The sequence below is a fragment of the Qaidamihabitans albus genome (genome assembly GCF_016464705.1).
Classification (GTDB): Bacteria; Actinomycetota; Actinomycetes; order Mycobacteriales; family Pseudonocardiaceae; genus Qaidamihabitans; species Qaidamihabitans albus.
Window position 1 is genome coordinate 40,583 of the sequence record NZ_JAEHOB010000003.1, and the last position, 11,896, is coordinate 52,478.

At 71.7% G+C, this 11,896-nt stretch carries 11 protein-coding genes; 9 read left to right on the forward strand and 2 right to left on the reverse strand.

Going from position 1 to position 11,896, the window contains the following annotated elements; all coding sequences use genetic code 11:
• Positions 1-149 precede the first annotated feature (149 nt).
• On the forward strand, positions 150-1,355 hold the full coding sequence (locus tag JAP66_RS06435; protein WP_199430681.1) for a Cys-Gln thioester bond-forming surface protein: 1,206 nt from the start codon (positions 150-152) through the stop codon (positions 1,353-1,355).
• Positions 1,356-1,502: 147 nt separating this feature from the next.
• Here JAP66_RS06435 and JAP66_RS06440 read toward each other — a convergent pair whose 3' ends face one another.
• A complete protein-coding gene (locus tag JAP66_RS06440; RefSeq protein WP_199430682.1) occupies positions 1,503-2,249 on the reverse strand; it encodes a FadR/GntR family transcriptional regulator in 747 nt (248 codons plus the stop codon).
• A gap of 94 nt (positions 2,250-2,343) precedes the next feature.
• Between JAP66_RS06440 and JAP66_RS06445 the strand changes: the two genes are divergently transcribed.
• The 8 genes from JAP66_RS06445 to JAP66_RS06480 are packed head-to-tail and all read left to right on the forward strand — an operon-like array spanning position 2,344 to position 10,866.
• Positions 2,344-3,840 carry an ABC transporter substrate-binding protein gene (locus JAP66_RS06445; protein WP_199430683.1) on the forward strand — a complete coding sequence of 499 codons (1,497 nt, stop codon included), beginning with the start codon at positions 2,344-2,346 and terminating at the stop codon, positions 3,838-3,840.
• Positions 3,837-4,781: an ABC transporter permease gene (locus tag JAP66_RS06450; protein ID WP_199430684.1), complete on the forward strand. Its 945-nt coding sequence runs from the start codon at positions 3,837-3,839 to the stop codon at positions 4,779-4,781. Before JAP66_RS06445 ends, JAP66_RS06450 begins: the two co-directional genes overlap by 4 nt.
• A complete protein-coding gene (locus JAP66_RS06455) occupies positions 4,781-5,611 on the forward strand; it encodes an ABC transporter permease (RefSeq protein ID WP_199430685.1) in 831 nt (276 codons plus the stop codon). Before JAP66_RS06450 ends, JAP66_RS06455 begins: the two co-directional genes overlap by 1 nt.
• Positions 5,608-6,384, forward strand: a complete 777-nt coding sequence (locus tag JAP66_RS06460; RefSeq protein WP_199430686.1) for an ATP-binding cassette domain-containing protein — start codon at positions 5,608-5,610, stop codon at positions 6,382-6,384. Before JAP66_RS06455 ends, JAP66_RS06460 begins: the two co-directional genes overlap by 4 nt.
• The gene (locus JAP66_RS06465) at positions 6,381-7,172 is read left to right on the forward strand and encodes an ABC transporter ATP-binding protein (RefSeq protein WP_199430687.1); all 792 of its coding nucleotides are present in this window, start codon (positions 6,381-6,383) and stop codon (positions 7,170-7,172) included. Before JAP66_RS06460 ends, JAP66_RS06465 begins: the two co-directional genes overlap by 4 nt.
• Positions 7,173-7,174: 2 nt before the next feature.
• Positions 7,175-8,617, forward strand: a complete 1,443-nt coding sequence (locus tag JAP66_RS06470; RefSeq protein WP_199430688.1) for an aldehyde dehydrogenase family protein — start codon at positions 7,175-7,177, stop codon at positions 8,615-8,617.
• Positions 8,614-9,387 carry an SDR family NAD(P)-dependent oxidoreductase gene (locus JAP66_RS06475; protein ID WP_199430689.1) on the forward strand — a complete coding sequence of 258 codons (774 nt, stop codon included), beginning with the start codon at positions 8,614-8,616 and terminating at the stop codon, positions 9,385-9,387. The genes JAP66_RS06470 and JAP66_RS06475 overlap by 4 nt, the downstream gene beginning before the upstream one ends.
• 57 nt (positions 9,388-9,444) lie before the next feature.
• Positions 9,445-10,866, forward strand: a complete 1,422-nt coding sequence (locus JAP66_RS06480) for an amidase (protein WP_199430690.1) — start codon at positions 9,445-9,447, stop codon at positions 10,864-10,866.
• On the opposite strand, the gene JAP66_RS06485 is transcribed toward JAP66_RS06480, so the two are convergent.
• On the reverse strand, positions 10,840-11,889 hold the full coding sequence (locus tag JAP66_RS06485) for an LLM class flavin-dependent oxidoreductase (protein WP_199430691.1): 1,050 nt from the start codon (positions 11,887-11,889) through the stop codon (positions 10,840-10,842). The genes JAP66_RS06480 and JAP66_RS06485 overlap by 27 nt on opposite strands.
• Positions 11,890-11,896: the final 7 nt, after the last annotated feature.

An 11,896-nucleotide genomic window follows, 5' to 3' on the forward strand; every position in this document is an offset into this window, starting at 1 on the left:
ATTCGTTTAACGATCACCCCCGAATGGCGTAACAAACTCAATAGCCCCAGCCGGTTCAGGCCAATTTTCTGCGCTGTGTATGCTCCGCCCTCACTGGAAAGTGTGATCTTCACTCGAATTGGTTCCAGAGTCCTGGGGTAAGGAGACTCATGCGCAAGAGATCGGTACTCGTCCGCGCCGGTGCCGTCGTGGCCGGTGCCTCCCTCGCCGTCCTGTCGGCCGCACTGCCCGCGTCCGCCGACGAAGCGAGCGGGCGGCTCATCCAGAGTCACGACACCGGGGGTCACCGGGTCAACATCGAGGGCAAGGACAAGAGCCTGAGCACCGCGCTGCTCGGCCTCAAGCTCGACGGCGGCAGCATGCTGCACATGTACTGCGTCGAGATCAACGTGCGCATCGACCGCGGGCAGGACATGGTGGAGACGCCGTGGGACGAGTATCCGAACGAGGACTCGCCTTTCCACGACAACCGCGAAAAGATCAACTGGGTGCTGCAGCACGGTTACCCGGCCGTCGACGTGGACGCGCTCGAACAGCAGCTGACCGAAAATGGTTCAAACCTCAACAATGGTCTCGACAAGCGTGAGGCGATCGCCGGAACGCAGGCGGCCGTCTGGCACTTCAGCGACGCCAAGGAACTGAACAAGAAGTCGCCGGTGCCGCACGACAAGGAGGCCGGCGAGGACGTCGCCGCCCTCTACGACTTCCTGACCGACGGCAAGCTCGAGGTGGAGGGGGAGCCCGCTCCGACGCTGGACCTCAGCCCCGCGGAGGCCACCGGTGACGCGGGCGAGCGCATCGGCCCGTTCACCGTCTCGACGACGGGTGAGATCACCGAGCTCAACAGTGACCTGCCCGACGGTGCCAAGCTCACCGATGTGGACGGCAACGAGCTGGCCATGTCGGACGTCGCGGACGGCACCGACATCTACGTCGACGTGCCGGAGGACGCCGCCGACGGCAACGGCGAGTTCTCGATCAAGGCGAACGGCCACGTCAACACCGGCCGGCTCTTCGTCGGAGCGAAGTACGACGACAAGAAGGCGCAGTCGCTCATCGTGGCGCAGTCGGAGAAGACCGACCTGACCGCGGCCGCGACGGCGAGCTGGAAGGGTGCCCCGGCGACCACCGCGCCGCCGGAGGAGACCACCACCACCGCTCCGCCGACCAGCACGACCACGTCCAACGCGGTCGCTCCGCCTGCCACCGAGACCCCGGTGAACCCGCAGGCGGACTCGGGTCCGCTCGCGCAGACCGGTGTCTCCGCGCTGACGCCGATCCTGATCGGTGCCGGCCTCGTGATCGCCGGTGCCGCGGCACTGCTGTTGCAGCGTCGCCGGAAGAACACCGCCTGATCCGCTGACCCCGCCGGGTCGTGAGTGCCTACGCGAGTTCTACTGAGTCGATGGTTACCAACCCGAAGCGAAAGTAGCCGAACTCGCAGGTCTGAAGGCTGTATCTGTCGGGCTACTTCCGCTCCGATTGGTAACGCCGCCAGGCACTCACGACCCGAGCAGGGGGTGCAGCATGGCGCGCTCGGCTTCCGGCACGTACTCGGCGTAGTAGTCGTACAGTGCGTGCCGGGCCAGCCGGCACGCGCGCTCGCCCTCGCCGTCCCGGACCGCCCGCAGCACCTCGATGTGGTGGGCGACGGACTTGCGCATCAGCGCACGCCGGTCGGCCGCGTGCGCGAGCTTGTCCTCGATCAGCTCCAGCACCACCCCGCGCACCACCTCCCCGCACACCACCAGCAGCGGGTTCTGCGTGGCGCGCGCGACCGCGTCGTGGAACGCGACGTCCGCCCGGCTGAACTCACTGTCGCCGCGTCCCAGCTGCGCCCGCATCTCCGCAAGTGCCGCGTCCATCTGCGCGAGCTGCTCCTCGGTGCGCAACCGCGCCGCGAGCAGGTACGCAGAGCCCTCCAGCAGCATCCGGAACTGCAACAACTGCGCCAGCCCGAGTTCCTCGGCGCGCGCCAGCCGGTGCATCGACTTCTGCAGCACCGCCGTCGAGGCGGGCAGCACCTCCGGTCCTCGCGGGTCACCTGCCCGCGACCGGATCACCTCGCCGGCCTGCAGCACCCGCAGTGCCTCGCGCACCGTCGACCGGCTCACGCCGAACTGCGCCATCAGCTCGCGCTCGCTCGGCAGCCGCTCACCCGGTGACAGCCGGCCGCTGAGCACCGCCTGCTCGATCTGCTCCACCACCCGCTCGTACGCGCGCACGGTGGTGACGGGTTCGAACCTCACGGGCTCCGGATCCACTGGGACACCTCTTGACTGGCGTGACATCGAGTGCAAGCCTAGGCCACTGGTCCGACCAGCATACTAGGTTGGAGAGCGCATGCGGGTCCGTGCGACGGCAGCGGTACTACCGGTACTGCTTCTCGCGGTTTCCGGCTGCTTCGCGGGCTCCACCGCGACGGTCGGCGGCGACGAGTCCACGCTGGCGGTGGGCTTCACCGCCGAACCGCAGAACTTCGACTTCACCACCACCGACGGTTCCGCGATCCCGCAGGCGCTGCTCTACAACGTGTACGAGGGGCTGGTGAAGCTCGACGCGCGCGGCGAGATCGTCCCGCTGCTGGCCGAGTCGTGGACGGTCAGCGAGGACCGCACGGTGTACGACTTCCGGCTGCGTTCCGGCGTCGAGTTCAGCAACGGCGAGCCGTTCACCGCCGAGGACGTGAAGTTCTCCATCGAGCGGGTCAAGACCGAATGGACCATCTCGCTGAAGTCCAAGATGGACGTCGTCGAGCGCGTCGACGTGGTGGGACCACAGCACGCGCGGGTGGTGCTCGGCGAGCCGAGCAACGCGTGGCTGTTCGACATGACCAGCAGGGTCGGCGCGATGTTCGACCCCAGCGGCGTCGCCGACCTCGCCACCCGGCCCATCGGCACCGGCCCGTACCGGGTGGCCGAACGCCGCCGGGGCGACTCGATCGTGCTGCGCCAGGAACCTGGCTACTGGGGCGAGCGGCCGGAGTACGAAACCGTGGTGCTGAAGTACTACCAGGACGCCACGGCACTGAACAACGCGCTGCTCAGCAATGGCATCGACGTGATCTCGCAGATCACCGTGCCGGACTCCGTGCCGCAGTTCGAGGCGGACAACCGGTTCAACGTCCTGCAGGGCACCACGAACGGCGAGGTCGTGCTGGCCTACAACAACGCGAGGCCCCCGCTCGACGACGTGCGCGTACGCCGCGCGCTGACGCTGGGCGTGAACCGCGAGGCGCTGCTCGCGGCGGCGTGGGGTGGCCGCGGCACGTTGATCGGCAGCATGGTGCCGCCAACGGACCCCTGGTACGAGGACCTCTCCGGCTACTACCCGTACGACCCCGGCCGTGCACGGAAACTGCTCGCCGAGGCCGGTAACCCGGAGCTGAACCTGCGCCTGCGGATCGCGAACCTGCCCTACGCGATGTCGGCGGCCCAGGTCGTCGCCTCCGACCTCGGCAAGATCGGCGTGGACGTGCGCATCGAGCCGCTGGACTTCCCCGCCGTCTGGCTCCAGCAGGTGTTCACCGACCAGGACTACGACCTTTCGATCGTGCAGCACGTCGAGGCCCGCGACATCACGACGTTCGGCGATCCGGACTACTACTGGGGCTACGACGAGCCGCGCGTGCGTGAGCTGCTCGCCGAGGCCGACAGCGGCACGCCGGACGAGCAGGTCGTGAAGATGCGGGAGGTGGCCCGCACCATCACCGAGGACGCGGCGGCGAACTGGCTGTTCCTGTTCCCCAACATCGTGGTGGCGAAGAAGGAGGTCACCGGCCTGGTGCGCAACCAGGTCAGCGAGTCCTTCGACCTCACGAACCTGGGGAGGGCCCGGTGACCCTCGCGATAGCCCGCCGCACGGCGATCCTCCTGCTCAGCGTGCTCGCCGCATCCGTGGTGGTGTTCGCCTTCATGGCCGTGCTGCCCGGTGACCCGGCGCAGGTGGCGCTCGGCGTGAACGCCACGCCCGAACTGGTCGAACGGACGCGGCAGGAGTTCGGCCTCGACCGGCCACTGCTCACCCAGTACCTGGACTGGATGGGCGGTGTCGCGAGCGGCGACTTCGGCACGTCCTACGTCACGCGGGAGACGATCGGGCCGCAGCTGCTCGACCGGCTCGGCGTCACCCTCTGGCTGGTCGGCAGCGGAATGCTGGTGGCGCTGCTGATCGCGATGCCGCTCGGCACGATCGCGGCCGTGCGGCACCGCAGGCCCAGCGGCGCCGCCGTGTCCGGCTTCTCGCAGCTCGGCATGGCGGTGCCCGCGTTCCTCGCCGGGATCATCCTCGTGCAGGCCTTCGCCGTGCAGCTCGGCTGGCTTCCGTCGGGCGGATGGACACCGCCCGCGCACGACCCGGCCGCGTGGCTGCGGGGGCTCGTCCTGCCCGCGGTCTCGCTCGGGCTCGTGCAGGGCGCCGTCCTCACCCGCTACGTGCGTACGTCGGTGCTCGACGTCATGCGCGAGGACTACCTGCGCACCGCGCGGGCCAAGGGGCTGCGGCCGTACCCGGCGCTGCTGCGGCACGGGCTGCGCAACGCGGCGGTGCCGGTGGTCACCGTGCTCGGCCTCCAGCTCGCGACCCTGCTGGTCGGCGCGGTGGTGATCGAGCGGGTGTTCGTGCTGCCCGGGCTGGGCAGCATGCTGCTCGACGCGGTGGCCGCGCGCGACCTGCTGACCGTGCAGAGCATCGTGCTCGTCCTGGTGGCCGGCGTGCTGCTCGTCAACTTCGCCGTCGACCTGCTCTACACGGTCCTCGACCCGCGCCTGCGGAGGTCCTGATGACGACAGCCGTGCGCACGCGCAACACCAGCCTGGTCGTCGGCGCGGTCCTCGTCGGGCTGGTGGTGGTGACCGCGCTGGTCTCGTTCGCCTGGACACCGCACGACCCCCTGCTCGTGGACGCGGCCGTGCGGCTGCGCGGACCCGGCGGGGACTACCTGCTCGGCACGGACAAGTTCGGCCGCGACATCGCGAGCCAGCTCATGGTCGGCGCGCGGACCACCCTGTACGTCGGTGTGGTGGCGGTCGGCATCGCCGCGGTGGTCGGGACACCGCTTGGCATCCTCGCCGGGATGTCGCGCAACTGGCTGGGTGAGCTGGTCATGCGCGTGAACGACCTCGTGCTCGCCTTCCCCGCGCTGCTGCTGGCGATCATGTTCGGCGCGGTGTACGGGGCGAGCACGCTCACCGCGATGATCGCGATCGGCATCGCCACGGTGCCTTCGTTCGCCCGCATCGCCCGCTCGGGGACGTTGCAGGTGATGGGCACCGAGTACGTGCTCGCGGCCAGGGCGGCCGGGCGGTCGCGGCGGTGGATCGCGGGGCGGCACGTGCTGCCCAACATCTCCGGCCTGCTTCTCGTGCAGTCCTCGGTGTCGTTCGCGATCGCGGTGCTGGCCGAGGCGGCACTGTCCTTCCTCGGCTTCGGCACCCGGCCGCCGACGCCGTCGTGGGGCCGGATGTTGCAGGAGTCGCAGGAACTGCTGGCCGTGGAGCCACGCCTGGCGCTCGTGCCGGGCGCCGCCATCGCGATCGCCGTGCTGGGCTTCAACCTGCTCGGCGACGGCCTGCGGGACCGCTTCGACCCACGGCTGGAGGCCCGCCGATGAGCCTGCTCGAGGTGGCCGGGCTCGGTGTCGGCGGCGCAGGCACGCCGCTGGTCGAGGACGTCTCGTTCGAGATCGAACGCGGCGAGCGGGTGGGCCTGATCGGCGCGTCCGGTTCGGGCAAGTCGCTCACCGCCTCGGCGCTGATGGGCCTGCTCCCCGAGGAGCTCGACGCGCGCGGGTCGGCCCGGTTCGACGGTGCCGAGCTCATCGGCGCCTCCGAGCGCAGCCTGTCGCGGCGGCGCGGCAAGGACCTCGCGATGGTTTTCCAGGAGCCGATGTCCGCGCTGAACCCGGCGATGCGCGTCGGCAGGCAGGTCGCCGAGGCGATGCTGCTGCACGGCACCCGCGACCGGCGCGCGGCGCGTACCGCCTCGGTCGAGCTGCTGGACCGGGTGCGGCTGCCGGAGCCGGAGCGGATCGCGCGGGCCTACCCGCACCAGCTCTCCGGCGGGCAGCGGCAACGGGTCGTGCTCGCCATCGCGCTCGCCAACGAGCCCGCGCTGCTCATCTGCGACGAGCCGACCACCGCGCTCGACGTGACCGTGCAGGCACAGGTGCTCGAACTGATCCTCGCCGGGGTCCGCGACCGCGGCACGGCGCTGCTGTTCATCACGCACGACCTGGCCGTGGTCGCCTCGGTGTGCGAGCGCGTGCTGGTGCTGAACGAGGGCCGGATCGTCGAGGCGGGCCCGGTGCGCCGGGTGCTCACCGCGCCCGAGCACGAGTACACGCGCAGGCTGCTCGCCGCATCCGAACCGGAGGCGACTCGATGATCTCGGTGGAGGGGCTGACGCGCACGTACCGAAGGCCGCGCACGTCGCTGTTCGGTGCCCGGCCCGAGGTGCGGGCGCTGCGCGGGGTCTCCTTCGACATCCAGGCGGGCGGGCGTTTCGGCATCGTCGGCGAGTCGGGGTCCGGCAAGTCCACGCTGGTGCACCTGCTCGCCGCGCTCGACCGGCCGACGTCCGGTTCGATCTCCTTCCGCGGCAGGCGGATCGACACGCTGCCCGAACGGAGGCTGGGTTTCCTGCGCTCGGAGTTGCAGATCGTGTTCCAGGATCCGCTCGGTTCACTCGACCCGCGTATGCGCGTGCGCGACATCATCCGCGAACCGCTCGGCCGTGCGCCCGGTGGCCGCGAGCGGGTGGCGGAACTGCTCGATGCGGTCGGGCTGCCCGCCGACTCGGGCGAGCGCTACCCGCACCAGTTCTCCGGCGGCCAGCGGCAGCGCATCTCGATCGCCCGCGCGCTGGCACCACGGCCGAGCGTGCTGATCGCCGACGAGGCCGTCAGCGCACTCGACGTGCTCGTGCGGGCGCAGATCCTCGACCTCCTCGCGGACCTCGTCGAGCGCTTCGACCTCACGCTCGTGTTCGTCTCGCACGACCTCGCGGTGGTGCGCAGGCTGTGCGACACGGTGGCCGTGATGCGGCAGGGCGAGATCGTCGAGCTCGGCGCGGTGGACGAGGTCTACGACGATCCGCGGCATCCCTACACCCGCGAGCTGATCGCGGCGGCACCGAGCCTGCGCGGCGCGCTCGCCCGGCTGGAGGAAGGGTGAACATGTTCGATCCGCCTTACCCGGCGGGACTACCGATCGGCGCCGAGTGGGTGTCCACACCGGACACCGCACCGGTGGTCTTCCCGTACGACGGCAGCCTGGTGGCGGAGGCCCCGGTGGGCGATGTGCGGCTCGCCCGGCGGGCCGTCGACGCGGCGGTGGCCGTTCGCCACCGGGTCGCCGCACTGCCCTCGCACGTGCGGCGGGCGGTGCTCACCGGCGTCGGCGAGGCGATCGCCGAGCACCGGGCCGAGTTCGAGCGCCTGCTCGTCGCCGAGACCGGCAAGCCGCTCGCCGACTGCCGGGTCGAGGTCGCGCGCACGCTGGTGACCTGGCAGGCCGCCGCCGAGGAGGTCGCGCGGCTGCACGGTGAGACGGTGCCGCTGGACCTGCTGCCCTCGGGCGAGGGGCTGCTGGGCTTCTGGACCCGCCGCCCGGTCGGCGTCGTGGTCGGCATCGCCGGGTTCAACTACCCGCTGCTGCTCGCCTCGCACAAGATCGCCCCGGCGATCGCGGCAGGCTGCCCGGTGGTGACCAAGTCCGCGCCCGCGACGCCGCTCGCCACGCTGTGGCTGGTGCATCTCGTGCGGACGGCCGCCGAACGTGCCGGGGCACCGGTGGAGCTGGCACAGCTGGTGACGGGCGACGCCGACGTCGGCTCGGCGCTGGTGACCGACGCCCGGGTCGGTGCCGTGTCGTTCACCGGCTCCGCGGCGGTCGGGCACCGGATCGCGCGTGCCGCCGCGCCTCGCAAGACGCTGCTGGAACTGGGGTCCAACACCGCGCTGGTCGTGGCCGCCGACGCCGACCTCGACGCGGCGGCCGACGCCGTGCTGCGGGGTGGTTTTTACGCCTCCGGCCAGGCCTGCATCTCGGTGCAGCGCGTGCTCGTGGTCGACGAGGTGGCCGACGAGCTCGTCGGCAGGGTGCTCGACCGGCTGCCCGAGGTCGCTCCCGGCGACCCTCGTGAGGAGTCGACGCGCGTGTCGGCGCTGATCGACGAGCGGTCCACACAGCGGGTGCTGCGCTGGATCGATGCCGCGGTCGAGGCGGGCGCGCGGATCGCGGGCGGTGGTGGCCGCACCGGCCGCGTGCTGAACCCGACCGTGCTGACCGGCGTGCCCGGCGGCACCGAATGCTGGGACGAGGAGATCTTCGGCCCGGTGGTGTGCGTGCGCCGGGTGGCCGATGTGGACGCCGCGCTCGACGAGGTCAACGCCTCGCGGTACGGGCTGCACGCGAGCGTCTACACGGGATCGCTGGCGACGGCGTTCGCGGCCATCGAGACGCTGGACGTTGGCGGTGTGGTGATCAACGAGGTGCCGGGGTTCCGGTCCGACACGATGCCCTACGGCGGGGTGAAGGACTCCGGCATCGGCCGGGAGGGACCCCGGTTCGCCGTTGAGGAGCTGACCGTGACGCGGATGGCGGTGATCCGGCCGTGAACTACGCCGACCTCTTCCGGCTGGACGGCCGGCGCGCCGTCGTGCTCGGGGCGGGCAGTGGCATCGGGCGGGAGTCGGCACGGGCGCTCGGCGCGCACGGTGCCACGGTGGTGTGCGCCGACCGGGACCGCGCGAGCGCGACGGAGACCGCCGCACTCGCCGGTCAGGGCGCCGAGGGCTACGAGATCGACCTGCTGGACACCGCCGCCGTCGAACGTGCGGCCGGTGAGCTGGGCGAGCCGGACATCGTCGTGCTGACCGCGGCGACCAACGTGCGCAAGCGGCTGCTCGACTACACCCGCGCCGAGTTCGACCGCGTGGTCGCGCTCAACCTCGGCGCCACGTTCGACGCCGTGCGGTTCTTCGGCGCAGGCATGGTGCGCCGCGGCAGGGGTAGCATCGTCGCCTTCTCGTCCATCCGCGGCAGCACCGTGGAGCCGGGACAGAGTGCGTACGCGGCGACCAAGGCCGGGGTGGTGCAGCTCGTCCGAACGGCGGCGGCCGAGTTCGGCCCGGCCGGGGTGCGGGTCAACGCGGTCGCGCCCGGCGTCGTGGAGACCCCGCTGACCGCACAGATCAAGAACGATCCCGACTGGTACCGGGCGTACGCGGAGAAGAGCGCGCTCGGCCGCTGGGCGAGCCCGGGGGAGGTCGCGGGTGCCGTGGTGTACCTCGCCTCGGACGCCGCCGCGTTCGTCACCGGAGCCGTGCTCGCCGTCGACGGCGGCTGGACCGCGATCGACGGCCGCTACACCCCACCCGACTCGTGAGTGCCCACACGAGTTCTAACTCGTGTACGCACTCACGACCACCTCGAAAGGCCGCGCATGAGAGACCTGACCTCGCCGATTTCGCTGACCTCGTTCTCCGCCACCGAACTGGTCGCCGAGTACCGGGCGGGCACCGTGTCACCGGTAGAGGTCATCGACGCGGTACTCACCAGGATCGAGGCGCTCGAACCGACGTTGCACGCCCTCTACGCCGCCGACCCGGACGCGGCGCGCGCCGCCGCGCGGGCGTCCGAGAGGCGTTGGCGGGCCGGGGAGCCGCTCGGCCCCGTCGACGGCGTACCGCTCACGCTCAAGGACAACATCGCCACCCGGGGCACGCCTTCGCCGCTCGGCACGGCCGCCACCGAGCTCACCCCGGCGGCTGAGGACGCCCCGGCCGCCGCGCGTGTGCGGGAGTGCGGCGGCGTACTGCTGGCCAAGACGACGATGCCCGACTACGGCATGCTCACGTCCGGCCTTTCGAGCTTTCACGTCGCCACCCGCAACCCGTGGGACACCGCGCGCACGCCGGGCGGGTCCAGTGCCGGTGCCGCGGCGGCCGCGGCCGCCGGGTACGGGCCGCTGCACGTGGGAACCGACATCGGCGGGTCGATCCGGCTGCCCGCCGCGTGGTGCGGGCTGGTCGGGCTCAAGCCGAGCTTCGGGCGGGTGCCTGTCGCGCCGCCCTATCCGGGACGGGTCGTGGGGCCGCTGACCCGGACGGTGGCCGACACGGCGCTGCTGATGGACGTGCTCTCCCGGCCCGACCCACGGGACCATCTGTGCCTGCCGCCCGCCGAGATCGCGTGGCACAGCCTGGAGACGGACATCGCCGGGCTGCGCGTCGGCCTGCACCTGGACGCGGGCATCGGGCTGGCCGTCGAGCCGGACGTGCGCGCCGCGATCGAGGACGCCGGGCGCCTGTTCGAGGCGGCGGGAGCGAGCGTCGAGCCGGTGGAGCCGTTTCTCACCAGGGAGATGCTCGACGGGCTGGACCGCTTCTGGCGCACCAGGTTCGTCGTCGACACCGGCCGGCTGCCCGCCGAGCGGCGCGAGCGGATCCTGCCCTACATCGCGGAATGGGTCGCCGGTGGCGCGGGGCTCTCCGGCGAGGAGGTCTACCGCGGCTACGCGCAGATCGACGCGATGACGGTCGCGGCCATGCGGGCAACCGGCCCGTTCGACATCGTGCTCTCACCGACGTGCCCGGTGTCGGCGTCGCCGTTCGACTGGGCCTCGCCGGTGAACGACCCGGCGCGGCCGTTCGAGCACATCGCGTTCACGGTGCCCTACAACATGTCCGGTCAGCCCGCGGTGTCGGTCAACTGTGGCTACACGGGCGAGGACCAGCCCATCGGCCTGCAGATCTCCGGCCGCCGCTTCGACGACCTCGGCGTGCTGCGAGCAGCCGCCGCCTTCGAGGAACTGCGACCCGCCCGGCGTGTCCACGCGTCATGCGCAGGTGTCCGCCTTCCGTGACACCGATCCGGCGGTCCGCCCCGGCTGTCCGAGCGCCAGGTCCGCGAGCCGGGCGTAGGAGTCGAGCATCTCCGCCCGGTCGTAGGTGCTCATCGTGATCAGCAGCTCGTCGGCCCCGGTGCGCGCCACCAGCCGCGCGAGCGCGGGCCCGACCTCGGCGGGCGTGCCGTGGATCTGCCCGCGCAGCGTGTCGCCGAGCAGCCGGGCCTCGCGGGCACCGGGCTCGGGCAGGTCCGCGGGCGGACGCAGGGGCGGGAACACCCCGCGCGTGCGGGACTCGACCATCGCCCACGCCTCCGGCAGCAGCAGCTCGCGCGCCCGCTCGGTGGTGTCGGCCACCGCGACGGCGGTCGAGACCACAACATACGGGCACGGCCACAGCGCCGAAGGGCGGAAGTTCCGGCGGTAGCGACCGATGTGCTCGGCAGCGGCCTCCGTACCGCCGACGGGCGCGATCACCAGTGCCAGCCCCAGTTCGGCCGCGAGATCGGCGCCGGCTCCGGTGGCCAGCACGAAGGCGGGCACCCGCAACCCCTCGGCGGGAAAGCCGTGCACGCCCGGGTGGACCCGCTGTTCGCCGGTGAAGTAGCCGAGCAGCTCCCGCACCCGCTCACCGAACCGTTCGGCGTCCTCCTTGCCGTGGCCGAGGGCGCCGCGCACGCCGCCGGTGAAGCCGACCGAGCGCCCCAGCCCCATGTCGATCCGGCCGGGATGAAGTGCTTCGAGGGTGCCGAACTGCTCGGCGACCACCAGCGGCTGGTGGTTCGGCAGCATCACGCCGCCGGTCCCGACCCGGATTCGCGACGTCTCCGCCGCGATCGCCGCTGTCAGTACGGTCGGCGCCGAACCGGCGACGCCGGGCACGCTGTGGTGCTCGGACACCCAGAACCGGTGATAGCCCAGCTCCTCGGCCTGCCGCGCGAAGCGGACCGTGTCCCGCACGGCGGCGGCGGGCTCCTGCCCCAGCCGCGTGCTGGAGCGGTCCAGCACCGAAAGCGGAAGTCCGAGCCTGCCTGCGCCCACACCGGGT

What these genes read in the sequence shown, in the direction of transcription:
- JAP66_RS06455 (WP_199430685.1), top strand. Translation starts at nt 4,781, where the DNA reads ATGACGACAGCCGTGCGCACGCGCAACACCAGCCTGGTCGTCGGCGCG.
- JAP66_RS06470 (WP_199430688.1), top strand. Translation starts at nt 7,175, where the DNA reads ATGTTCGATCCGCCTTACCCGGCGGGACTACCGATCGGCGCCGAGTGG.
- JAP66_RS06460 (WP_199430686.1), top strand. Translation starts at nt 5,608, where the DNA reads ATGAGCCTGCTCGAGGTGGCCGGGCTCGGTGTCGGCGGCGCAGGCACG.
- JAP66_RS06480 (WP_199430690.1), top strand. Translation starts at nt 9,445, where the DNA reads ATGAGAGACCTGACCTCGCCGATTTCGCTGACCTCGTTCTCCGCCACC.
- JAP66_RS06435 (WP_199430681.1), top strand. Translation starts at nt 150, where the DNA reads ATGCGCAAGAGATCGGTACTCGTCCGCGCCGGTGCCGTCGTGGCCGGT.
- JAP66_RS06445 (WP_199430683.1), top strand. Translation starts at nt 2,344, where the DNA reads ATGCGGGTCCGTGCGACGGCAGCGGTACTACCGGTACTGCTTCTCGCG.
- JAP66_RS06465 (WP_199430687.1), top strand. Translation starts at nt 6,381, where the DNA reads ATGATCTCGGTGGAGGGGCTGACGCGCACGTACCGAAGGCCGCGCACG.